Genomic DNA, 22590 nt, shown 5'->3' with positions numbered 1-22590 from the left:
TCGCTCCTTGCTGTTGCCTTAATATTCCCCGCGCTTCGCCGCTTCAAAGGCAGCCAGCGTCTCCAGCCGCGCCTGCTTGTGGTCGACAATCGGCAGCGGATAATCCAGCACACGCTGCTGTTGTTCCGCCCAGCGATGGGGTTGATGGATAGCATTGTCCGGTACATCCGCCAGCTCGGGCAACCATTTACGGATAAAAGTGCCTTGCGGATCAAAACGTTCGCCCTGAGTGGTCGGGTTAAAGATGCGGAAATACGGCGCGGCGTCGGTGCCGGTTGAGGCCGCCCACTGCCAACCGCCGTTATTGGCCGCCAGATCGCCGTCCAACAGTTGGGACATGAAATAGCGTTCACCGGCACGCCAGTCGATCAGCAGGTCTTTCACCAGAAAGCTGGCGCTGATCATGCGTAACCTGTTGTGCATCCAGCCGGTGGTATTCAACTGGCGCATGGCAGCATCGACAATCGGGTAGCCAGTGGCACCCTGCTGCCAGGCCTGCAACAGGGCTTGGTTATCCCGCCAGCGTACCCTATCCGTCCAATCGATAAAGGGACGGTGCTTGCATAACGCAGGATAGGCCACCATCAGATGCCGATAAAACTCGCGCCAAATCAGCTCATTCAGCCAGCCAAAGGCACCGCTGTCGTGATTTTCCAGCAGTTGTGGACATTCAGCGCGCAGGCGGTTGAAACACTGTCGTGGCGACAACGCGCCGATCGCCAGATAGGGCGACAGGCTGCTGGTACCGGCAATAGCAGGCCGATCCCGCTGTTCAAGGTAATCCTGCACCTGCTCACGGCAAAAGGTACGCAGCCGCTGCAGCGCCGCCTCTTCCCCGGCGGGAAAATCCCCCGAGGGCTCGGCCGGTGGATAGTTAAATGCTTCAGGGGAAACGGATACCGACAATGCACCGCCTGCCCGGGGTTTCGGGGCCGGTAAGGAACGAACGTCGGATTCGGTCAGCCGCTGGATAAAGGCTTTACGGAATGGCGTATAGATTTTGTACATTTCGCCACCGCCGGTTTTCACGCTGCCCGGCGGCAACAGCAGGCTGTCATCAAAGCTCTGGCAAATCACCTGCCCGGACAAACGCTGCTCCAGCCGTTGATCGCGTTGGCGTTCGTTGATTTCGTACTGGCGATTGTAAAACAGCGTATCCACCCGCTCCTGCGCGCAATACGCCGTCAGCCAGTCAACCGAGGCGGCAAAATCATCACATTGGTGGTAGCTAAGCGGAATGCCCCGTTCGGCAAGGGCCTGCTGCATCTGCAGCAAATTGGCATGGATAAATTCGGCCTGACGCGGCGCCATCTCGTGCTGCCGCCATTGTTGCGGAGTAGCAATAAATACCGCCAGCACGCGGGCGTCGGGATCGCTGCAGGCGGCATGCAGCGCTTTGTTATCGGTCATACGCAGATCATTGCGCAACCAGACCAGATGCGTGGTCATAAAACTCCTTGTCAGTTAGTGGCCATAACGCAGGCGCAACGCCTCGGGATAGGGTTCGAAATAGCGTTGATCGGCCAGATAGCGATCGGGGTATTCGGCCATGTAATGTTTGAGCAGCGTGATCGGTGCCAGCAGCGGCTGCACGCCCTGCCGATAACGGTCGATCAACTGTGCCAGTTCCTGGCGCTGCGCCGAACTCAGGTGGCTGCGGAAATACCCCTGCACGTGCATCAACACATTGGTGTGATTGCGGCGCGTCGCCTTGTGCGCCAGCAGTTTCATCAGCCGGCTGCGGTATTCAATCGCGAACGCCTCCAGCGAGGTCCATTTATCCACGTCTGCCACAAAACGCCCGAGCTCACGGTATTCCGGCTGCGAATGCGCCAATAGCGACAGCTTATAGCGGCTGTGGAAGGCGATCAGCCCGCCTCGGGTCAGCCCCTTGCGCCACAGCATGTTCAGCTCATACAGCGCGTAAACTCGTTCGACAAAGTTTTCCCGCAGCGTTGCGTCATTCAGCCGTCCGTCCTCTTCCACCGGCAGCCAGGGCATTTGGCGTTGCAACTCGGCGGTGAACAGCCCGACGCCGCTTTTACGTGCGCCCTCACCGTTTTCATCATACAGCCGCACCCGCTCCATCCCGCAGCTTGGCGAATTGGCACAAACAATGTAGCCGCACAGGTGCTGCAAAGCGGCAATTCGCTGGGCGGAAAACTGCTGCATCTTGTCTGTCACATCGATGCTGTCGTCGTTGCTGTAGCGCAGCGCCACATGATGTGGTTTTTTGATCAACCGCAGCGCCGGACGCGGCGTCGACAGGCCGATCGCCATTTCCGGGCAAATCGCCTCAAACTTTACATAGGGCGCCAGTTGTTCCACTGCGAAGGCCAGCCGTTTGTGTCCGCCGTCAAAACGCACCGTCTCGCCCAACAGGCAGGCGCTGATCCCGATAGGAATTTTGTCACTCATTGATGGGCTCCCGCAGTATTGGATGATGTTAAAAGTGTAGAGGAATTTGCGTCAGGAGACGAACGTTACCAGCACCAAGGCCTTTGTGGCTTGATTGACAGCACCTTTAACCATCACCTGCGCAGATGACGGAGATACCGTGAGCGGCTGTATAGCTACGGCCGCAGTGACAGCATTGCAAGCAGGAGCAGACCGCCTTTTTTGATATTAACCTGTTCGCCGCCGGCCGATTAACCTAAGATGGCTTGATTCACTTTCAACAAACCATTGAGCGGATATGGAAACACTCATGAATCTTGAGTCGTTTCTACGAAGTGCAGAATTGGGGAGTTTTACGCTTGCGGCCAGGCAGCTTGGCGTATCCCCAGCCGCAGTGAGTCGAAACGTTGCTCAGCTAGAGCGGAATCTGGGCGTAAAACTGTTTCAGCGCTCCACCCGCCAGCTCACATTGACCGAGGTAGGACGGCGATTTCTGCTGGATACGGAAACTCACGTGCGTGCGCTGAGAACCTCGGTCCTGAATGCTTCAATGCTCATGGTTCAGCCAACCGGATCCGTTAGGATTAGCGTCGCGCCGACCTTTGGTCAGATGTACTTGCTGCCCACCATTTTGGGGTTTCGCACGAAGTACCCCGATATACAGATTGTTTGCGATTTCGACGACCGTAAAATCGACCTCATTGCAGAAGAATATGATCTTGCAATCGGCGGTGGCTTCGGGCTCATGCCGTCGCATGTGTCACAGCAGGTTGGCCCGCTTCATATCGTTGCGGTTTCATCGAAGGAATACCTTGGTCAAGGACCGTTGCCGGGTAAACCGACGGATCTCGCCAATTATGACGGCATTGCCATTCGATCCAAAAGTTCGGGGCGAATACGCCAGTGGGCGATGCGCACTACCGACAGCGAAGAATCATTGACGCACGTCAACCCTTCGCTGGTTGTGAACAGCCCCACCGCGGCGCGCGAAGCGGCGTTGAATCATCTCGGTGTGGCGTTGCTGGCGTTACCCGACGTATTGCCATATCTGGAATCTGGGCAACTGATACGACTCTTGCCCGACTGGTATTCGGACGCAGGTGCAATTTCTCTTTATTACGCAAACCGCACACTCTTACCGCGGGCCACGAGACTGTTAATTGACTATCTCCATCACTCCTTTGTAAAACAGGGAATCGCTAAACGCTTCCAAGCGTGAGGTGCGGTATTCCGTCAACGTGATCAATCAATGCGACGGCGGTGTTTTCAGGGGGCAGAGCGTCAAGTTGAGCTTGTTGGCACGATGCGGCCCGACCTGAGATCGACGAAAGCCTCATCGAGCTCCTGGCGCGTATTCATGACAAAGGGACCACCCATAGCGATAGGCTCGTCGATGATTGGACTGCTGTATAGCAAGAGACGCACGGCTGATGTCGCGGATACTTCCAGTGAAGATCCGGAATGCTCGAGTGATGAGTTCGCCCACGCGACATCGTCAGCGGATACGACTCGGCGGTCGCTCCCCAGCAGCACCTCACCTTCGACGACGTAGACAAAAACACGCTCGCCAACCGGCACTGGAATCTCGAAAGAAGCGCCTACTTCCAGACGAAAATCGATCAAGGTCAACGGCCACGTCGATCCGTAAGGCACGACAATATCCTCAAATTTACCAGAATAGATGCGGGCCTCGACGCCCTGCTTGCGAAAGACTGGAGCCTCCGCCAGCTTCATTTTTACATAACCTGCGGGGGTCCGCTTCAGACGCGCAGGCAAGTTCAGCCAGAGCTGCAGCGAATGGACGCCCGCCGTACCCGGCATCTCGCTATGCAGGATGCCACCACCCGCGGTCATGAACGCGACGTCGCCTGCATCGATTGCGTCGGAATGTCCAGTATGGTCCTTGTGGAGCATCTGCCCTTCCAGGATGAAGGTGACGGTCTCCATGCCCCGGTGAGGGTGCGTCGGGAACCCGCCCGGCGGCGCGAACCAGTCTTCCGCCAACAGAATGAAGGGACTGTGCGCCTCGCTGTTCTGAGGTGACACCAGCAAACGTGCTTTTTGATTTGGCCCGCGGCTCTCGGCCGGACCTGCGCGTTCAACATTGAGGATCTGCAACATGATGGTTTTTCTCCAGATTGGGAGGCTGTTCTTTTTGGGTCAAGCCGCCTCGGCCAGAACTTCGCCGGTCGAGTCACGCGCTGCCAGTCAAGCCTGCTTGACCAGGACTCCGTAGATTTTCACGATCTTTTCGTCTTGCGCCTTGGGAGGGAAGTGTTCCCACTCAATACCGTTGACGTCATGCGTGCTGGAAAACCCCTGTGCGGCCCGTATTCGAATCCCAAACGCACAGGCTCGTTGAGGTCGATAAACCACCCCGACGGTGCCGACAGGGCTTCCATCACCTTGTGCTTCAGCCACCAGGCCGTTTAACCACTCCTGGGTGAAGTGCAATGTGCTTGTATTCAATAAAGTCATCCATGACCGCCATGCCGCGCATGCGACCTTGGCCGCTCTGCTTGAAGCCGCCTTCCTCGAACTGGTCGTACAGCACGGCCCAATCGTTGATCCACACCGTGCCCGATTCGAGTTCGCGTGCGACCCGCAGCGGCAGATCCACGTCACGTGACCAGACGCTCGCAGACAGGCCATACTCGCTGTCGTTGGCCATGGCAATCGCTTCAGCTTCGGTATCGAACACCTGCATCGTCAACACAGGACCGAACACCTCTTTCTGGACGATCTCGAGTGAGGAGTTGGGTGCTTCGAGCAGAGTCGGTCGATAAAAGGCACCGTTTGCCAGCGCTCCTTCGGTAGCCGGACCACCACGAACAATAACCTTGGCGCCTGCGTGAATGGCGTCCTTCACCATGTCATCGACGCGCTCGACGTTGGCCTGGTCGATTAGCGGTCCCATGTCGTTGACCGGATCGATTCCGGGCCCAACCTTGACCGCCTCCAATTGCCCGCTGAGCTGGCTGCGGACCTTATTCGCGATCCCGCGTTGCACCAACAACCGACTCGCGGTCATGCAGAACTGTCCGGAAAACACGGTCAGCGCCTGCACAACCTTCGGAAGCGCGGTATCGAGATCGGCGTCGTCAAACAGAATTATGGGCGTCTTGCCACCCAGCTCCAGTCCCAGCCGTTTCAGGCTCTTTGCCGCAGTGGCCGAGATCGCGCGACCGGTCTTGGTGCTGCCAGTGAAACTGATGACCGGCACATCCGGTGACTCGACGAACTGGTTGCCGACTTCACGGCCACCGGTGCAGATGTTGACGACCCCCCTGGGCAGCCCTTCGGTGCCGGCGATGATCTCAGCCATGAGTGCGTTCACCTGCGCAGTCTGGCGCGGCAAGCTGACCACAGTGGTAGCGCCAGCGGCCAGCGCGGGTGCGAGCGAGCGGATTAACAACGCCGCCGGGGCGTTCCACGGCACGATGATGCCGGCGACGCCGACCGGCTCACGGACGACGAGCGACAAGTGACCGGCCTCGACTTCCGAGTTCCTGCCATGGTCTGTCAATGCCAAGGCAGCATTGAAACGAAGCGTGTGCGGTACGACCTCAATCTCGTAGTTCGCGTGCATGAGCGCCTTGCCATTCTCCAACGTGATCAGGCGAGCCAGTTCCGCGGCGTGCGCCTCGAAACGGTCGGCCATGTCGTTGAGTACCCGGGCACGGAGCCGGCGATTGCGCGCCCAATCTTCCTCGTGGAAAGCACGCTTGGCGGCGTCGATCGCGCGCTGGGCTTCCACGGTGCCACCTTGGGCGTAACTGCCGAGGCTCTCACCGGTGGCGGGGTTGACGCTTTCGCCGTGTTGGGCAGAATCGACCCACTCACCATCGATCCAGTGCAGGGCGATCTTGGGTTTGCGCGCGTTCTCCGCGCCTTTTTTTTGTACTGCGTTCAATGGGTTGATACTCCTACTCAAGTGTGTTGCTGTATGGCCCGTGATGCGGCTTAGATGAAGCACTTTGGGGATGAAGGTTCCGGATTAGTGTCAGACCTCAACCAGGAAAATTGATGGTTTGACAAAGTCATGGCTCGGCACCGATACCCCTTCAGCCAGCGGAAGCGGAACAACGCTCTGCGACACTTCGCTTCCATACTGCGTCATCGACAGACCCTGCAATTGTTATAGCTACCGGTATTGCTGATCAGAACGTCGACACGGCCATGCTTTTGTTCACCTGCCTGAAACAAAATGTCAGCGGTTTTCTCATGGCCAATATCACCCGAAATGAGCGTTAAATTACTGTTATTCGGCAACGACCGAGTTGCCTCTTTCAACTTGTTTTCAATGATGCTTGCCCAAGCGTTGCAAGCAGCAGCAGAGCGTCTTTTTTGATACTAGCCTGTTCGCCGCCGGCTGATTAGCCCAAGACGGCTTGATTCAATTTCAACAAACCATTGAACGGATATGGAGTCGAGCTGACGAAATTCCTTTTCACTCGACGGATGGGTCTCGCTGACCTGATGCGGTCATCGGAGCCAGATCGGCATGGGTCAGGCTGCCCAGTTTCAGGTCGCTGATGAGGTGGGTGAACTTGCCGGCGGGATACATCGGAACGTGGCGGCACGGGTTGGTGCCATCGGGCCGGAAACCCCAGACTTCGGCCAGATTGAACATCTTGCACACACAGGAAGCCGGGGCAAGTTTCGGAAAGTACCGGTATATGTTGAACTCGCCTAAGCTATTGATAAAAAGATTGTATATAACTTAAGCGTAGTCCAGCCAGGTTCGGCGCTGGAGTCAGGTGAAATAAAAAAAACCCTCGCTGAGCAGCGAGGGTTTCAGGGGAAAGCGGGGGCGATCAGTAAAAATCGCAGGCCGCCAGTTCCGCCTGTTGCAGCCAGACCGGTTTATCGCTGGTTTTTGACCAGACGCGGTGCAAATAGCTGTAAAAACGGGCGCGGTCGCTGCGGAACAGCATTACCGGTAAAGCCAACACACCTGCCAGGATCACTGCGCTGCGACGCAGGAGAATCCGATGCAATGAATAAGCTGGGTAGATAGACATGCGAACCTCCTTAAAAACGCCCGGCCGTCGATTTGTCTTGGAAACAGCACTGGCGTAAACCATTAAAACGGGATGATTTGGTAACTGGACAAAATTTTAGCGCAACTGATGAAAGTTTACTACTCATCCGACCACTAAATTGGTCAAAAAATCGCAAATAAATGCACCATTGCGTAATTTTGTTACAAGCAAGTTAATAATTAACTAACCATTGGTTACATTGTGGATATTGACCGCCTGTTTACGCCAATCGCTCTGCCTGGAAAGGCAAAGCGCCGATCCGAACTTGCCGCCCCCCACAACCCCCTCGATGAAAAGCTATTTTTCGCTGTAATTTCAGCCATTTTTATACTTTTTTTACACCGACCGACGCTATTTTTTCATCTTCTTTCTACCGCCCTCCCTACACTCGCTCTATCAAAAACTACACCTCTGGAGGTGTCCTGTGAGTATCAGCGTTATTGGTGGTGCGCTGTTGGTCCTGCTGCTGTTGGGCTATCTGGTTTATGCCCTGTTCAACGCGGAGGACTTCTGATGGCAGCTTCAGCCTTTTTATTGATTGCCAGTTTCATGCTGGTGCTTTTGCTGCTGGCCCGGCCGTTAGGCAGTTTCCTGGCGCGCCTGATCGAAGGTGAACCCTTGCCCGCTCTGCGTCGGGCAGAGGCCGCCGTCTGGCGTTGTGCCGGCACAACCACCGCCGAGATGAACTGGTGGCAGTACGCACTGGCGATCCTGTGGTTCAACCTGCTGGGTCTGGTGCTGCTGTTTGTACTGCTGATGAGCCAAGGCTCACTGCCGCTTAACCCACAGGGTTTCCCTGGCCTGTCCTGGGATCTGGCGTTCAATACCGCCGTCAGCTTTGTCACCAATACCAACTGGCAGGCCTACAGCGGTGAGAGCACCCTCAGCTACCTCAGCCAGATGGCCGGGCTGGCCGTGCAGAACTTCCTGTCTGCGGCTACCGGCATCGCCGTGGCCTTTGCGTTGATCCGCGCCTTCACCCGCCGGTCCAGCGCCACCATCGGTAACGCCTGGATCGACCTGTTCCGCGTGACGCTGTACGTGCTGTTGCCGATCTCACTGCTGATCGCGCTGTTCTTCGTCAGCCAGGGCACGCTGCAAAACTTCCTGCCTTATCTGCATATCAGCACGCTGGAAGGCGCGCAGCAGACGCTGCCGATGGGGCCAGTGGCCTCACAGGAAGCGATCAAGATGCTCGGTACCAACGGCGGCGGCTTCTTCGGCGTCAACTCGGCACACCCGTTCGAAAACCCGACCGTGCTGACCAACTTTGTGCAAATGCTGGCAATCTTCCTGATCCCCTGCGCGCTGTGCTTTGCCTTCGGTCAGGCGGCCGGTGAAAACCGTCAGGGCCATGCGCTGATCTGGGCAATGTCGCTGATCTTCATCGTGGCCGTAGTGGTAGTGATGTTCGCCGAACTGGCGGGTAACCCGCATCTGAGCGAGTTGGGCAGTGCCAGCAACATCAATATGGAAGGCAAAGAATCACGCTTTGGCATTCTCGCCACCAGCATGTTCTCGGTCGTCACCACCGCCGCGTCCTGTGGTGCAGTCAACGCGATGCATGATTCCTTCACCGCGCTGGGCGGCATGGTGCCGATGTGGCTGATGCAGATTGGTGAAGTGGTGTTCGGCGGCGTCGGCTCCGGCCTGTACGGCATGCTGCTGTTCGTGCTGCTGACGGTGTTTATCGCCGGGCTGATGATCGGCCGCACGCCGGAATACCTGGGCAAAAAGATCGACGTCTATGACATGAAAATGACCGCGCTGGCGATCCTGGCCACACCGACCCTGGTGCTGCTGGGGAGCGCATTGGCCATCTCCACCGACGTGGGCCGTGCCGGCATCCTTAACCCGGGTGCTCACGGTTTCAGCGAAGTGCTGTATGCACTTTCCTCCGCCGCCAATAATAACGGCAGCGCCTTTGGTGGGCTGAGCGTCAACACGCCGTTCTACAACCTGCTGCTGGCATTCGCCATGTTCGTCGGTCGTTTCGGGGTGATCCTGCCGGTGCTGGCGATTGCCGGCTCACTGTGCGCCAAGAAGCGTCAGCCTGCGGGCAACGGCACTCTGCCAACCTACGGGCCGCTGTTTATCGGTCTGCTGGTCGGCACCGTGTTACTGGTGGGCGCATTGACCTTCGTACCGGCGCTGGCGCTGGGACCGGTGGCCGAGCATTTGCAGCTTTGGTTGACCAAATAACAGGCGCATTCCCGTCGCCTTTCGAGCCGCAGCGTTGTTACCTGCACTCGCTCACCCCAGTTACTTACTCAAGTAAGCGCCTGGGGATGAGCGAGCTGGCCGCCTAGCTGCAACTCGAAATCCATAGGGAATGAAATAAAGAGAGAGAATAAAAGATGACTCGCAAACAACGCGCCCTGTTTGAACCGGCGCTGGTCCGTACCGCGCTGATCGATGCGCTGAAAAAACTGGATCCACGCACCCAGTGGCGCAACCCGGTGATGTTCGTGGTGTATATCGGCAGCATTCTGACCACGGCCATCTGGCTGGCGATCCTGGCCAAACAGACCGACGGCAGCGCCGCCTTTACCGGCAGCATCGCCATGTGGCTGTGGTTTACCGTGCTGTTCGCCAACTTTGCCGAAGCGCTGGCCGAAGGGCGTAGCAAAGCCCAGGCAGAAAGCCTGCGGGGCACCAAGAAAACCAGTTGGGCGAAGAAACTGGCCGGGCCACGTCGCGATGGCGCCACCGAGAAAGTCTCCGCCGAGAGCCTGCGCAAGGGTGACGTGGTGCTGGTGGAAGCCGGCGATACCATTCCGTGCGACGGCGAAGTGCTGGAAGGCGGTGCATCGGTGGATGAAAGCGCCATTACCGGCGAATCGGCACCGGTGATCCGTGAATCCGGCGGCGACTTCTCATCCGTCACCGGCGGCACCCGCGTGCTGTCCGACTGGCTGGTGGTGCAGTGCAGCGTCAATCCGGGCGAAACCTTCCTTGATCGGATGATTGCCATGGTGGAAGGCGCCAAGCGTCGCAAAACCCCGAACGAAGTGGCGCTGACCATTCTGCTGGTGGCGCTGACCCTGGTGTTCGTGCTGGCAACCGCCACGCTGTTCCCGTTCTCGCAATACAGCGTGGACGCCGCCAATGGCGGGTCGGTAGTTAGCATCACCGTGCTGGTGGCCTTGCTGGTCTGCCTGATCCCCACCACCATCGGTGGCCTGCTGTCCGCCATCGGCGTGGCCGGGATGAGCCGGATGCTGGGCGCCAACGTGATTGCCACCAGTGGCCGTGCGGTGGAAGCCGCCGGTGACGTTGACGTGCTGCTGCTGGATAAAACCGGCACCATCACGCTGGGTAACCGTCAGGCCTCCGAGTTTCTGCCTGCGCCGGGCGTTAAAGAACAGGAACTGGCCGACGCCGCACAGTTGTCTTCCCTGGCGGATGAAACGCCGGAAGGCCGTAGCATCGTGGTTCTGGCCAAACAGCGCTTTAACCTGCGCGAACGTGACCTGCAGGCGCTGAACGCCACCTTCGTGCCCTTCTCCGCCCAGACGCGCATGAGCGGCGTCAACGTGCAGGACCGCATGATCCGCAAAGGGGCGGTGGATGCCATTCGTCGCCACGTGGAGTCCAATCAGGGTCACTTCCCGCAGGCGGTGGATGACCTGGTGGCCAGCGTGGCACGTACCGGCGGCACGCCGCTGGTGGTAGCCGAAGGACCACGCGTGTTGGGGGTGGTGGCGCTGAAGGATATCGTCAAAGGCGGCATCAAAGAACGCTTTGTCGAACTGCGCAAGATGGGCATCAAAACGGTGATGATCACCGGTGATAACCCGCTGACCGCTGCCGCCATTGCCGCCGAAGCCGGCGTCGATGACTTCCTGTCGGAAGCGACGCCGGAAGCCAAGCTGGCGTTGATCCGTCAATATCAGGCGGAAGGCCGCCTGGTGGCGATGACCGGCGACGGCACCAACGACGCCCCGGCACTGGCGCAGGCCGATGTGGCGGTGGCGATGAACTCGGGTACCCAGGCCGCCAAAGAGGCGGGCAACATGGTCGATCTGGATTCCAACCCAACCAAGCTGATTGAAGTGGTGCATATCGGTAAACAAATGCTGATGACCCGCGGTTCACTGACCACCTTCAGTATCGCCAACGACGTGGCGAAGTATTTTGCCATTATCCCGGCGGCGTTCGCGGCGACCTATCCGCAGTTGAACGCGCTGAACGTGATGCATCTGCACTCCCCCGCTTCCGCCATTATGTCGGCGGTTATTTTTAACGCCCTGGTGATCGTGTTCCTGATCCCGCTGGCGCTAAAAGGGGTGAGCTACAAGCCAATGAGCGCCGCTGCGCTGCTGCGTCGTAACCTGTGGCTTTATGGCGTGGGCGGTCTGCTGGTCCCGTTTGTCGGTATCAAGCTGATCGACCTGATCCTGGTCGCCTTGCATATCGCCGGTTAATCATTAAGAGGAAATGAAAATGTCTTATTTACGACCTTCGCTGGTGATGTTGATCCTGCTGACGTTGATTACCGGTATCGCCTATCCGCTATTGACCACCGGGCTGTCGCAACTGCTGTTTTCCGGTGCGGCCAACGGGTCGCTGCTGTACCAGGGCGACAAAGTGGTGGGGTCGGCGTTAATCGGCCAAAACTTCACCAAGCCCGAGTATTTCTGGGGCCGCCCTTCTGCCACCGGTGATTCAGCCTATAATGCCATGGCGTCTGCCGGCAGCAACCTGGCCGCCACCAACCCGGCGCTGAACAAAGCCATTGCCGAACGCGCAGCGCAACTGCGTCAGGCTAATCCGGCGATGAAAGGCCCGATCCCGGTCGATATGCTGACCGCTTCCGGCAGCGGCCTGGATCCGCAGATCTCCCCCGCGGCGGCACAGTATCAACTGGCGCGGGTTGCGGCGGCGCGTCAACTGGCACCGGAGCAGGTCGCCAAACTGATCGATGAAAGTACCGATCAGGCCACCCCCAACTTTATGGGTGAGTCGGTGGTCAACGTGCTGAAATTGAATCTGGCACTCGACGCATTGAAATAGTGCCTCGCGTGCTGCTAAAAAATAGTTCTCGGGTTCGGCGTGCCGGACCCGCTTTACGTTGCTGCAAAAGGAACTCCGATGGTGGATGAGGAACAACAGCGCCCTGACCCTGACAGCCTGCTGGCGCTGGCCAATGAAAAACCCCGTGGTCGCCTGAAGGTGTTCTTCGGCGCCTGCGCCGGGGTGGGTAAAACCTATGCCATGCTGCAGGAGGCGCAGCGGCTGCGTGCCCAGGGGCTGGACTTGCTGGTCGGCGTGGTGGAAACCCATGGCCGCAGCGAAACCGCAGCACTGCTGAACGGGTTGGATCTGCTGGCGAAAAAGCGTATTCAGTATCGTGGCCGACAGATTCAGGAGTTTGATCTCGACGCCGCGCTGGCACGCCACCCGGCAATGATCCTGATGGATGAACTGGCGCACAGTAACGCCCACGGCTCGCGTCATCCGAAGCGCTGGCAGGATGTCGAAGAGTTGCTGGACGCCGGTATCGACGTGCTGACCACCGTCAACGTGCAGCACCTGGAAAGCCTGAACGACGTGGTCGGCGGCGTGACCGGGGTGCGGGTGCGTGAAACGGTTCCCGATCACGTATTCGACGAGGCCACTGAAGTGGTGCTGGTCGATCTGCCACCGGACGATCTGCGCCAGCGGCTGAATGAAGGCAAGGTGTATATCCCCGGCCAGGCCGAACGCGCCATTGAGCACTTTTTCCGCAAGGGCAATTTAATCGCCCTGCGCGAATTGGCGCTGCGCCGCACCGCCGATCGGGTCGATGACCAGATGCGTGCCTTCCGCGATACCCAGGGCCGTGAGCGCGTATGGCACACCCGTGACAGTATCCTGCTGTGCGTCGGCCATAACAACGGCAACGAAAAGCTGGTACGCATCGCCGCCCGGCTAGCCGCCCGACTGGGCTGTCACTGGCACGCAGTGTATGTGGAAACACCCAAGTTGCACCGCCTACCGGAGAGCCAACGCCGGGCGATCCTGCGGGCACTGCGGCTGGCGCAAGAATTGGGCGCTGAAACCGCGACCCTGTCCGAACCTTATGAAGAACGCGCAGTGCTGCGTTACGCCCGCGAGCACAACCTGGGCAAAATCATCATTGGCCGCCGCAGCGAACAACGCTGGAAGCTGCGCGGCAGTTTTGCCGATCGTCTCGGTCGACTGGGACCCGATCTTGATCTGGTGATCGTCGCGCTGGAAAATGACAGCCTGCCGTCACCGGGTAAAGAGCATGACAGCCGAAGCTTTAACGAGAAGTGGCGTATCCAACTGCGCGGCTGCGCGGTCGCCGTCGCACTGTGCGCCCTGATCACCCTGCTCTCCCGCTGGCTGCTGCCGGGCTTCGACCAGGCCAACCTGGTGATGGTCTACTTGCTTGGCGTTGCCATTGTCGCACTGTTCTTTGGCCGCTGGCCGTCGGTGCTGGCGGCGGTGATTAACGTCGCCAGCTTTGACCTGTTTTTCGTTCAGCCTCAATGGTCGTTTGCCGTCAGCGATATGCAGTATCTGCTGACCTTTGGCGTGATGCTGATTGTAGGTATCACCATCGGTAACCTGACCGCCGGCGTGCGTTATCAGGCGCGGGTGGCGCGTTATCGCGAGCAACGGGCTCGCCATCTGTATGAAATTTCCCGTGGGCTGAGCCAGGCACTGACCACCGAAGACATCGCCAAAACCAGCCGCCACTTCCTTTCCAGCAGTTTCCAGGCAAAAACCGTGCTGCTGCTGCCACAGGAAGAGGGCAAACTGCAGCAAATGGTCGGCGAAACCGGCGGATTGCTGTCGGTGGATGAGGCCATTGCCCGCTGGAGCTTTGACAAGGGTATGCCGGCCGGAGCCGGTACCGACACTCTGCCTGGCGTGCCCTATCAGCTGTTACCGCTAGCCACGTCGAAGCAAACCTTCGGCCTGTTGGCCATTGAGCCCAGCAACCTGCGCCAGCTGATGGTGCCGGAGCAACAGCGGCTGCTACAGACCTTTGCGGTATTGATTGCCAGTGCACTGGAACGCCTGCATTTGGCGCGCAGCGCCGAGGAAGCCAAGCTGGACGCCGAGCGCGAACAACTGCGCAACTCGTTACTGGCAGCACTGTCCCACGATTTACGCACCCCGCTGACGGTGCTGTTCGGTCAGGCAGAGATTCTGACGCTCGATCTGGCGGCAGAAGGCTCCAACCATGCGCCCCAGGCCAGTCAGATCCGCCAGCAGGTGCTGAGCACCACCCGGCTGGTGAATAACCTGCTGGATATGGCGCGTATTCAATCCGGCGGCTTTAACCTGCGTAAAGAGTGGCAGTCGCTGGAAGAGATCGTCGGCGCATCACTGCACATGCTGGAGCCGCTGATGACCCAGCATCAGATCAAAGTGGAGCTGCCACCGGAGCTGGTCTTGGTCAACTGTGATGGCAGCCTGCTGGAACGGGTATTCACTAACCTGTTGGAAAATGCCAATAAATATGCCGGTTACGATGCTACTATCAGTATTCGTGCCCATACGCTGCCAGACTGGCTGGAAGTCGAGGTCTGGGACGATGGACCGGGCATTCCCGAAGGGAAAATGCAGCTTATTTTCGATAAGTTTTCCCGCGGTAATAAAGAATCGGCGATCCCCGGCGTGGGTTTGGGGTTAGCGATTTGCCGTGCCATTATTGAAGTGCACGGTGGCCGTATCTGGGCAGAAAACGGAGCCAATGGCGGTGCCAGCTTCCGCTTTGTTCTGCCGCTGGAGAAACCGCCTGAGATAGACAGCGAAGCCTTTGATCTGTAATTAATTACCGGGAGCCTTGTGAGCAGCACGCCAACCAATATTCTGATTGTCGAAGATGAGAAAGAGATCCGGCGTTTCGTCCGCACCGCACTGGAAAGTGAAGGCCTGCGGGTGTTTGAAAGCGAAACGTTGCAACGCGGGCTGATTGAAGCCGGCACGCGCAAGCCGGATCTGATTATTCTCGATTTGGGGTTGCCGGACGGCGACGGGCTGAACTATATCCGCGATTTGCGGCAGTGGAGCGCCATTCCCGTGATCGTGCTGTCGGCACGCAATGCGGAGGAAGACAAAATCGCCGCGCTCGACGCCGGGGCAGACGACTACCTCAGCAAACCGTTTGGTATCGGCGAACTGCTGGCCCGCGTGCGGGTCGCTTTGCGTCGTCATTCCGGTAGCCTGCAAGAAAGCCCGTTGGTCAGCTTCTCCGAAATCACCGTCGATCTGATCAACCGCCGGGTACTGCGTCAGGGTGAAGATCTGCACCTGACGCCGATAGAGTTCCGTCTGCTGGCCGAACTGCTGGCCAACTCCGGCAAGGTGATCACCCAGCGTCAGCTACTGAGCCACGTCTGGGGACCGAACTATGTCGAGCATAGCCATTATCTGCGGATATATATGGGGCATCTGCGACAGAAACTGGAGGCCGACCCGGCCCGGCCGAAACACTTGCTGACCGAGACCGGCGTCGGTTACCGCTTTATGCCTTAAGGTTAACGGGCGCAGCATACGGTTAACCTGACGCGGTGTTCGATTAAACGGGCGCAGCATGCGGCGCCCCTACTGTTGCGGGCCTTTCTTCAATCCCATCATAAATTCCTTGAACGCTTCGCGCAGCGGTGCAAATACCGGATGCTTGCGGTTTTCGATCATCACTTCGGAAAACAGCTTCAGGCCAACCGCAAAGGCCGCACTGTTGTTCTCGCCAAAGTTCAGATCTTCACGTGCTTTGATGCGCTCAACGATGCCAAGAATGTCGTCGTGGTTTTCTACTTCAAAACTCAGTGGCGCTTTGTCTACGGGTTCGCCTTTGCGATCGCTCAGGGCTTCAACGGTAATGCGAAAACGGTGGCCTGGCATCATTCACTCTCCTGTGCCGTCGGGGCAATGTTCATTTCGCTTTCAATCGCCGCCACGGCGGTCAGCAGCGCCGCATTAATGTTCTCAACCTGCTGCGATGAAAGATCCGCACGCATCACGTTGCCACGCAGCAAACTGCGCAGGCGGTTCATGGCTTCGGAGATGCCTTCAGCCAGATTACCGTGATGATGATGTCCGCGACCGACACCCGCCAAACGGGCCAGGATCACGTCGACAGCGGCCTGGTGGTTTTGCAGTTCACTCTGACCCAGTTCGGTGATCTGATAACTTTTGCGGCCGTTACTGCTGGTGATCGGCTCGAGGAAATCCTGCTCTTCCAGCAGCGTCAGGGTCGGATAAATCACCCCAGGGCTTGGCACATACAGGCCGGAAGACGCCTCATCAATCGCCTTGATCAGTTCATAACCGTGGCTCGGTTTACGTGCCACCAGCGCCAGCAACACCAGCCGCAGGTCGCCATGTTCAAACATTCGGTGACGGCCACCACGGCCCCCGCGCCCGCCCCGGCCATGCTCTTCGCCGTGATCGCCGCCAAAGTGATGACGCCCGCCGCGACGGCGATGATGATGGCCGTGCCCTTCTTCGCTATCAGGGTGGCAACCGTGACGACGGTGTAAATCTAAACGGTGAAACATAGGGTATACCTCTCAATGGATAATCAGTTGACGAGGTGATTTAGATATATCTAAGTCACTTCGATATATCTAATCTAGATCGATATATCTAAATGCGCAAGAGGGGTTGATTAAAAAGATATATCTAAATTGCAGGCATAAAAAAAGCGCTATAAAAACAGCGCTTTTTATCAGGCAGGGAAAGATTACTTGGCGGAGGCCAGCACTGCGCTGACGATTTCTACCGCTTCATGCTCGATCTTTTCGCGGTGCTCAGCACCCAGGAAGCTCTCACAATAAATCTTGTAAGCCTCTTCAGTACCGGATGGACGCGCGGCAAACCAACCGTTGTCAGTCATCACTTTCAGACCGCCAATCGGTGCACCGTTGCCCGGAGCTGCCGTCAGTCGTGCGGTGATCGGATCACCCGCCAAAGTGTCGGCCTTGACCATTTCCGGCGACAGCTTGGACAATGCCGCTTTCTGCGCTGAAGTTGCCGGCGCCTGAATACGGTTGTAGCTAGGCGCGCCAAAGCGTTTGGCCAGATCTTCGTAGTGATTCTGTGGGTTTTCGCCGGTCACCGCGGTGATTTCCGCCGCCAGCAGGCACATGATCATGCCATCTTTGTCAGTCGACCAAGGGGTGCCGTTGAAACGCAGGAAGGATGCCCCGGCGCTTTCTTCGCCACCAAAGCCCAGGCTGCCGTCGAACAGACCATCAACAAACCATTTGAAGCCCACCGGCACTTCCACCAGCTTACGGCCCAGATCGGTGACCACACGGTCAATCATCGCGCTGGAAACCAGCGTTTTACCCACCGCCACATCAGCGCCCCACTGCGGACGATGCTGGAACAGGTAGTTAATAGACACTGCCAGATAGTGGTTCGGGTTCATCAGGCCCTTCGGCGTAACAATGCCGTGGCGGTCGTAATCCGGGTCATTGGCAAACGCCAGGTCGAACTTGTCGCGCAACGCCAGCAAACCGCCCATCGCCGGAACTGACGAGCAGTCCATGCGGATCACGCCATCGTGGTCCAGGTGCATAAAGCGGAAGGTCTGATCGATAGAGTCGTTCACCAGCGTCAGATCCAGCTTGTAATGCTCGGCAATACGCTGCCAGTAAGCAATGCCGGAACCGCCAAGTGGGTCAACGCCCAGCTTCAGGCCGGCGCGCTGGATAGCAGGCATATCGACGATATCCACCAACCCTTCGACATAGGGTTGCACCAGATCTTGTGCGTGCACGCGACCGCTGTTCCAGGCCTTATCCAGTGACTGACGCTGTATGCCTTTCAACTGCAATGACAGCAGTTCATTGGCGCGCTTTTCGATCACTGAAGTCAGATTGGTGTCGGCCGGACCGCCGTTGGTCGGGTTATATTTAATGCCGCCGTCTTCCGGTGGGTTGTGGGACGGGGTGATAACGATACCGTCGGCCAGTGCCCCACCGTTGCGGTTGTGGCACAAAATGGCATGGGAGACCGCAGGGGTTGGCGTGAAGCCGTTATTTTCCTGCACGATCACATCGACGCCGTTGGCGGTCAACACTTCCAGCACGGAAATAAAGGCCGGCTCGGACAGCGCATGGGTGTCTTTACCCACGTAGCATGGGCCGGTCACCCCTTGCTGATGACGGACTTCGGCAATCGCCTGCGCGATAGCGAGAATATGGTTTTCATTAAAGCTATGGCGCAGAGCACTGCCGCGATGGCCTGAAGTTCCGAACTTCACCGCGTGTGCCGCATTGCCCGCTTCAGGTTGCAGTACATAGTACTGCGACGTCAGCTGAGCTACGTTGATCAAATCGCTTTGCTGAGCCGGCTGCCCGGCACGTGGATTATTCGCCATCGACATATCTCCCTAATCCCTGTCCTGCGGCCTGGCAATATGTCGCTCACGGCCACCATGACGGGCTGTTCGCTAAATTAGATAGTGCCGCAAACTTTTTCTGTCAGTTCCGCGGGGAACTGCATAGCCTGCATGATATGTTCCACCATGCTGCGTTTACGACCGGTATTGGTATTGGTGATCACCCAGTAAGGCGTGCCCGGAACGTGCTTTGGTTTGGTGTGCGTTCCGTTCGCCAGCAGGGTTTGCTGATCTCCGGCAAAATAAGTGCGGGTACGGCCATGCAACGCCTCGGTAGCAGCGGAGAAACCAGCCGCATCCAGGGTATACAGGGTGGAAAGTACCAGCATAAAACGATGTACCGCTCTGCTCTGATCGGCATACTCGTCCGACAACAACAGCTCACGTACGGCACGCACGCGATCGCGCGGACGCGACACGGCGACAATCTTATCCTGCTCGGCGCTCTGAGCACTGCTGGCCGGCACAGCACGTAACGGCTGACCTGCGGTAAACTTCAACATGCGGCGCAAAATATCGGACGCGCTCTCACCAATATGTTGCGTATGGCTGGCAATATAACGGTAGAGCTCTTCGTCGACTTCAATAGTTTTCATCTTTATCCAGTACTGTTTTTTTCTACTTAGAACCTGAAGCCAGATCCGGCATTCAAGTCATGGGATTATAAGGTTAAAAGCGCAGGTGCGAACATAACAATGTGCCTCAACACTGCAAAAGCAGACAATTACCTAAAGCCTGCTTGGCATCGGCCCTGCCAACCCAGCACCTTACCATGAAAAATCCGCGTTATTCATCGTGAGTTTCAATCATGATACCCTAATCTGAATCTCTCTCAGTATGAACTTTGCCATGAAATTACATTATCAACTGCTGGCTACCGAGTCCGACGCGCTGCCGGTGATCCTGATCCACGGACTGTTCGGCAATCTGGACAATCTCGGTGTGCTGGCGCGCGATCTCAACCAACAACACAGCGTGATTAAGGTCGATCTGCGTAACCACGGCCTGTCGCCCCGCTCAGCGGTGATGACCTACCCGGAGATGGCGAAGGATCTGCTGGCATTGCTGGATGATTTGCAGCTGGACAAGGTGATTGTGATCGGCCACTCGATGGGTGGCAAAGCGGCGATGGCGCTAACGGCAATCGCACCTGAACGCGTGGAGAAACTGATCATTATTGATGTGGCGCCGGTGGATTATCAGACCCGCCGCCACGACGAAATATTTGTCGCCTTACAGGCCGTAAGCGCGGCCGGTATCACCCAACGCCAGCAGGCGGCGGAATTGATGCGCGACTATCTGCAAGAGGAAGGGGTGATCCAGTTCCTGCTGAAATCCTTCCACCAGGGCGAATGGCGCTTTAACCTGCCGGTATTGATCGAGCAATACGAAAATATCACTGGCTGGCAGGAAATTCCCGCCTGGCCGCATCCTACATTATTCATCCGTGGCGGGCTGTCGCCCTACGTGCAAGACAGCTACCGCGCAGATATTGCCCGCCAGTTCCCGCAGGCTCGCGCGCATGTGGTCGCCGGTACCGGACACTGGGTGCATGCGGAAAAACCAGAGGCGGTGCTGCGTGCTATTCACCGTTTTCTCGGTGAAGCCTGAGCCGAACGCGCCCTTATAACAGTGCAGACTCCGCCGAAAATAGCCATCTGGTGAAAAAACGCGCTAAAGATAACGGCTTAGCGCGTTTTGAGTTCAGTTAAGCATTGTCGTTGCTCCACCTGCTGGGGTAATATGGCGCGCTATAATTTTGCCGCCGTGCCGGGCGTGTTCATTAACGCCAGGCTGGGGGTAAATTTGGGTTAGGGTTTATTGGCCCGAAGTGTGTTAACCGAACCATCCAGAAGCGTCTACGCGCTTTTAGATGCAAACTCCCTTGCAGTACCGCTACCTATGGCAAAAGAACAAACGGATCGCACGACGCTGGATCTGTTCGCAGATGAACGCCGTCCGGGGCGCCCGAAAACCAACCCGCTATCCCGAGATGAACAGCTTAGAATCAATAAGCGTAATCAGCTTCGACGCGATAAAGTCCGTGGCTTACGGCGTGTAGAACTGAAGATCAACGCGGATGCGGTGGACGCCCTGAACAAACTGGCGGAACAGCGGAATATCAGCCGCAGCGAGCTTATTGAGCAAATGCTGTTGGCACAACTGGCGGACGACCAGCCAGAACATTGATCATTGCAGCCGCACATGCGGCGCGGCGTTAAGGATGACGCCCGATCAACATCGTTTTATTCCACCCGGCATCGCATAAACGCGATAAAACCCCGGGGTAAATTTCTGGCATGATACGCAATTACCGGTGAGGGATATCCCTTGTCATGGCATCATTTTAATCGGTGTTATCGTGGTCAGCGCTAACATCGTGTAATGCAATTAATTGAATTTAAAGGTTATACGCGATATGGCTAATGTAGGCATTTTCTTTGGCAGCGACACTGGCAATACCGAAAACATTGCCAAGATGATCCAGAAAATTCTTAAGCAACAGTTTGGCGACGATGTGTGCGAAATTCACGACATCGCCAAAAGCAGCAAAGAAGACCTGGAAGGTTTCGATATCCTGTTGCTCGGCATCCCAACCTGGTACTACGGCGAAGCCCAGTGTGACTGGGATGATTTCTTCCCGACGCTGGAAGACATCGACTTCAACGGCAAGCTGGTAGCGCTGTTCGGCTGTGGCGATCAGGAAGACTATGCAGAATATTTCTGTGATGCGATGGGTACCATCCGCGACATCATTGAACCGCGTGGTGCCGCCATTGTCGGCCACTGGCCAACCAAAGGCTACCATTTCGAAGCCTCTAAAGGGTTGGCAAGCGACAGCCATTTCATCGGCCTGGCGATTGACGAAGATCGTCAACCGGAGCTGACCAACGAACGTGTTGAAGGCTGGGTAAAACAAATCGTCGAAGAGCTGAGCCTGGCCGAAATTGTCGGGTAACGCCAAAGGTTGAACAAAAGCCCTGCAGAGTGCATAGTGTTGCCGGCAGGGCCATCATTGGCAGTACTGATTACTGCAATCGAAGATACAAATTTGTAACTTCCCACATCGTCAAGGTAGACTGAGTTATCGGTTTATCCCGCCCATCAAGACGTTGCGTGTGTGACATGCAATAGTGCAATTATATCTTTGTTAACAACCGGCGGTTTCTATTTAGGTCAACCGGTTCTATAATGAGACGCAATTAACTCTTTGTGCCGACCGATGCCACAGGCGAGAACGCCTCAACTTGATTAGCATAGTAACAGGACTGAATCCGCATGACTGACAACAACACCGCATTGAAGAAGGCCGGCTTAAAAGTCACGCTTCCGCGACTCAAAATCCTGGAAGTACTGCAAAATCCGGAATGCCATCACGTCAGTGCGGAAGATCTGTACAAAAAACTGATAGATATGGGCGAAGAAATTGGCCTGGCTACAGTTTACCGCGTACTGAACCAATTTGATGATGCCGGTATCGTGACCCGTCACAACTTCGAAGGCGGCAAGTCCGTGTTCGAACTGACCCAGCAGCATCACCACGATCACCTGATTTGCCTGGACTGCGGCAAAGTGATCGAATTCAGCGATGAATCTATCGAAGCGCGTCAGCGTGATATCGCCAAACAACACGGCATCAAGCTCAGCAATCACAGTCTGTACCTGTACGGCCACTGTGCAATTGGTGACTGCCGCGAAGACGACACTCTGCACGACAAAAAATAATGCCCTTAACCGGCATCAAGAACCGCCTTAACGGCTAACACCGTTCACTTA

General features: G+C 57.0%; 20 protein-coding genes and 1 pseudogene. 11 read left to right on the top strand and 10 right to left on the bottom strand.

What is annotated here, in order from left to right:
* Nucleotides 1-18: 18 nt before the first annotated feature.
* Together phrB and BEI65_RS22190 are read right to left on the bottom strand one after the other, a co-directional pair.
* Nucleotides 19-1449 (bottom strand): deoxyribodipyrimidine photo-lyase, encoded by a 1431-nt coding sequence (gene phrB / locus BEI65_RS22195; RefSeq protein WP_099065124.1) that lies wholly within the window; start codon nucleotides 1447-1449, stop codon nucleotides 19-21.
* A 15-nt stretch (nucleotides 1450-1464) separates the two neighbouring features.
* Nucleotides 1465-2418 (bottom strand): 2-thiouracil desulfurase family protein, encoded by a 954-nt coding sequence (locus BEI65_RS22190; RefSeq protein ID WP_099065123.1) that lies wholly within the window; start codon nucleotides 2416-2418, stop codon nucleotides 1465-1467.
* Between the two features lie 277 nt (nucleotides 2419-2695).
* Between BEI65_RS22190 and BEI65_RS22185 the strand changes: the two genes are divergently transcribed.
* Nucleotides 2696-3616 carry a LysR family transcriptional regulator gene (locus tag BEI65_RS22185; protein ID WP_099065122.1) on the top strand — a complete coding sequence of 307 codons (921 nt, stop codon included), beginning with the start codon at nucleotides 2696-2698 and terminating at the stop codon, nucleotides 3614-3616.
* Nucleotides 3617-3678: 62 nt separating this feature from the next.
* Here BEI65_RS22185 and BEI65_RS22180 read toward each other — a convergent pair whose 3' ends face one another.
* From BEI65_RS22180 to BEI65_RS22160, 4 genes and pseudogenes are all read right to left on the bottom strand, one after another.
* The gene (locus tag BEI65_RS22180) at nucleotides 3679-4518 is read right to left on the bottom strand and encodes a pirin family protein (RefSeq protein WP_099065121.1); all 840 of its coding nucleotides are present in this window, start codon (nucleotides 4516-4518) and stop codon (nucleotides 3679-3681) included.
* 292 nt (nucleotides 4519-4810) lie between these two features.
* Nucleotides 4811-6310, bottom strand: a complete 1500-nt coding sequence (locus BEI65_RS22170) for an aldehyde dehydrogenase family protein (protein ID WP_099065119.1) — start codon at nucleotides 6308-6310, stop codon at nucleotides 4811-4813.
* 597 nt (nucleotides 6311-6907) lie between these two features.
* Nucleotides 6908-7045, bottom strand: a pseudogene (locus tag BEI65_RS22165) (integrase); the annotation flags it as partial.
* Nucleotides 7046-7214: 169 nt separating this feature from the next.
* Complete coding sequence (locus BEI65_RS22160; RefSeq protein WP_012005686.1) at nucleotides 7215-7421, bottom strand: YbfA family protein; 207 nt, start codon at nucleotides 7419-7421, stop codon at nucleotides 7215-7217.
* Nucleotides 7422-7866: 445 nt separating this feature from the next.
* On the opposite strand from BEI65_RS22160, the gene BEI65_RS26900 reads away from it, so the two are divergent.
* From BEI65_RS26900 to kdpE, 6 genes are all read left to right on the top strand, one after another.
* Nucleotides 7867-7956 carry a K(+)-transporting ATPase subunit F gene (locus tag BEI65_RS26900; protein WP_004949718.1) on the top strand — a complete coding sequence of 30 codons (90 nt, stop codon included), beginning with the start codon at nucleotides 7867-7869 and terminating at the stop codon, nucleotides 7954-7956.
* Nucleotides 7956-9644, top strand: a complete 1689-nt coding sequence (gene kdpA, locus BEI65_RS22150; protein WP_099065117.1) for a potassium-transporting ATPase subunit KdpA — start codon at nucleotides 7956-7958, stop codon at nucleotides 9642-9644. Before BEI65_RS26900 ends, kdpA begins: the two co-directional genes overlap by 1 nt.
* A gap of 155 nt (nucleotides 9645-9799) precedes the next feature.
* Nucleotides 9800-11869, top strand: coding sequence for a potassium-transporting ATPase subunit KdpB (gene kdpB, locus BEI65_RS22145; RefSeq protein ID WP_099065116.1), 2070 nt, complete (start codon nucleotides 9800-9802; stop codon nucleotides 11867-11869).
* A 19-nt stretch (nucleotides 11870-11888) separates the two neighbouring features.
* On the top strand, nucleotides 11889-12458 hold the full coding sequence (gene kdpC, locus BEI65_RS22140; RefSeq protein ID WP_099065115.1) for a potassium-transporting ATPase subunit KdpC: 570 nt from the start codon (nucleotides 11889-11891) through the stop codon (nucleotides 12456-12458).
* A gap of 78 nt (nucleotides 12459-12536) precedes the next feature.
* Complete coding sequence (kdpD, locus tag BEI65_RS22135; protein WP_099065114.1) at nucleotides 12537-15230, top strand: two-component system sensor histidine kinase KdpD; 2694 nt, start codon at nucleotides 12537-12539, stop codon at nucleotides 15228-15230.
* An 18-nt stretch (nucleotides 15231-15248) separates the two neighbouring features.
* The gene (gene kdpE / locus BEI65_RS22130; protein ID WP_020825653.1) at nucleotides 15249-15938 is read left to right on the top strand and encodes a two-component system response regulator KdpE; all 690 of its coding nucleotides are present in this window, start codon (nucleotides 15249-15251) and stop codon (nucleotides 15936-15938) included.
* 69 nt (nucleotides 15939-16007) lie between these two features.
* On the opposite strand, the gene BEI65_RS22125 is transcribed toward kdpE, so the two are convergent.
* From BEI65_RS22125 to seqA, 4 genes are all read right to left on the bottom strand, one after another.
* A complete protein-coding gene (locus BEI65_RS22125) occupies nucleotides 16008-16307 on the bottom strand; it encodes a DUF3861 domain-containing protein (protein WP_099065235.1) in 300 nt (99 codons plus the stop codon).
* Complete coding sequence (locus tag BEI65_RS22120) at nucleotides 16307-16963, bottom strand: PadR family transcriptional regulator (protein WP_099065113.1); 657 nt, start codon at nucleotides 16961-16963, stop codon at nucleotides 16307-16309. Before BEI65_RS22120 ends, BEI65_RS22125 begins: the two co-directional genes overlap by 1 nt.
* Nucleotides 16964-17148: 185 nt before the next feature.
* A complete protein-coding gene (gene pgm, locus BEI65_RS22115; protein WP_099065234.1) occupies nucleotides 17149-18792 on the bottom strand; it encodes a phosphoglucomutase (alpha-D-glucose-1,6-bisphosphate-dependent) in 1644 nt (547 codons plus the stop codon).
* Nucleotides 18793-18869: 77 nt separating this feature from the next.
* On the bottom strand, nucleotides 18870-19409 hold the full coding sequence (gene seqA, locus BEI65_RS22110) for a replication initiation negative regulator SeqA (RefSeq protein WP_099065112.1): 540 nt from the start codon (nucleotides 19407-19409) through the stop codon (nucleotides 18870-18872).
* 241 nt (nucleotides 19410-19650) lie between these two features.
* Between seqA and ybfF the strand changes: the two genes are divergently transcribed.
* From ybfF to fur, 4 genes are all read left to right on the top strand, one after another.
* A complete protein-coding gene (gene ybfF / locus BEI65_RS22105) occupies nucleotides 19651-20424 on the top strand; it encodes an esterase (protein WP_099065111.1) in 774 nt (257 codons plus the stop codon).
* 291 nt (nucleotides 20425-20715) lie between these two features.
* Nucleotides 20716-21003 carry a LexA regulated protein gene (gene ybfE / locus BEI65_RS22100; protein WP_012005675.1) on the top strand — a complete coding sequence of 96 codons (288 nt, stop codon included), beginning with the start codon at nucleotides 20716-20718 and terminating at the stop codon, nucleotides 21001-21003.
* A gap of 229 nt (nucleotides 21004-21232) precedes the next feature.
* On the top strand, nucleotides 21233-21772 hold the full coding sequence (gene fldA, locus BEI65_RS22095; RefSeq protein ID WP_012005674.1) for a flavodoxin FldA: 540 nt from the start codon (nucleotides 21233-21235) through the stop codon (nucleotides 21770-21772).
* A gap of 320 nt (nucleotides 21773-22092) precedes the next feature.
* A complete protein-coding gene (gene fur / locus BEI65_RS22090; protein ID WP_085115541.1) occupies nucleotides 22093-22539 on the top strand; it encodes a ferric iron uptake transcriptional regulator in 447 nt (148 codons plus the stop codon).
* Nucleotides 22540-22590 lie beyond the last annotated feature (51 nt).

The sequence above is a fragment of the Serratia sp. BW106 genome, from assembly GCF_002607755.1.
In the GTDB taxonomy this organism is placed as follows: domain Bacteria; phylum Pseudomonadota; class Gammaproteobacteria; order Enterobacterales; family Enterobacteriaceae; genus Serratia; species Serratia proteamaculans.
This window is presented reverse-complemented; position numbering and strand designations above follow the sequence as displayed.

What these genes read in the sequence shown, in the direction of transcription:
- phrB (WP_099065124.1), bottom strand. Translation starts at nt 1,449, where the DNA reads ATGACCACGCATCTGGTCTGGTTGCGCAATGATCTGCGTATGACCGAT.
- BEI65_RS22190 (WP_099065123.1), bottom strand. Translation starts at nt 2,418, where the DNA reads ATGAGTGACAAAATTCCTATCGGGATCAGCGCCTGCCTGTTGGGCGAG.
- BEI65_RS22185 (WP_099065122.1), top strand. Translation starts at nt 2,696, where the DNA reads ATGGAAACACTCATGAATCTTGAGTCGTTTCTACGAAGTGCAGAATTG.
- BEI65_RS22180 (WP_099065121.1), bottom strand. Translation starts at nt 4,518, where the DNA reads ATGTTGCAGATCCTCAATGTTGAACGCGCAGGTCCGGCCGAGAGCCGC.
- BEI65_RS22160 (WP_012005686.1), bottom strand. Translation starts at nt 7,421, where the DNA reads ATGTCTATCTACCCAGCTTATTCATTGCATCGGATTCTCCTGCGTCGC.
- kdpA (WP_099065117.1), top strand. Translation starts at nt 7,956, where the DNA reads ATGGCAGCTTCAGCCTTTTTATTGATTGCCAGTTTCATGCTGGTGCTT.
- kdpB (WP_099065116.1), top strand. Translation starts at nt 9,800, where the DNA reads ATGACTCGCAAACAACGCGCCCTGTTTGAACCGGCGCTGGTCCGTACC.
- kdpC (WP_099065115.1), top strand. Translation starts at nt 11,889, where the DNA reads ATGTCTTATTTACGACCTTCGCTGGTGATGTTGATCCTGCTGACGTTG.
- kdpD (WP_099065114.1), top strand. Translation starts at nt 12,537, where the DNA reads ATGGTGGATGAGGAACAACAGCGCCCTGACCCTGACAGCCTGCTGGCG.
- BEI65_RS22125 (WP_099065235.1), bottom strand. Translation starts at nt 16,307, where the DNA reads ATGCCAGGCCACCGTTTTCGCATTACCGTTGAAGCCCTGAGCGATCGC.
- BEI65_RS22120 (WP_099065113.1), bottom strand. Translation starts at nt 16,963, where the DNA reads ATGTTTCACCGTTTAGATTTACACCGTCGTCACGGTTGCCACCCTGAT.
- pgm (WP_099065234.1), bottom strand. Translation starts at nt 18,792, where the DNA reads ATGGCGAATAATCCACGTGCCGGGCAGCCGGCTCAGCAAAGCGATTTG.
- seqA (WP_099065112.1), bottom strand. Translation starts at nt 19,409, where the DNA reads ATGAAAACTATTGAAGTCGACGAAGAGCTCTACCGTTATATTGCCAGC.
- ybfF (WP_099065111.1), top strand. Translation starts at nt 19,651, where the DNA reads ATGAACTTTGCCATGAAATTACATTATCAACTGCTGGCTACCGAGTCC.
- ybfE (WP_012005675.1), top strand. Translation starts at nt 20,716, where the DNA reads ATGGCAAAAGAACAAACGGATCGCACGACGCTGGATCTGTTCGCAGAT.
- fldA (WP_012005674.1), top strand. Translation starts at nt 21,233, where the DNA reads ATGGCTAATGTAGGCATTTTCTTTGGCAGCGACACTGGCAATACCGAA.
- fur (WP_085115541.1), top strand. Translation starts at nt 22,093, where the DNA reads ATGACTGACAACAACACCGCATTGAAGAAGGCCGGCTTAAAAGTCACG.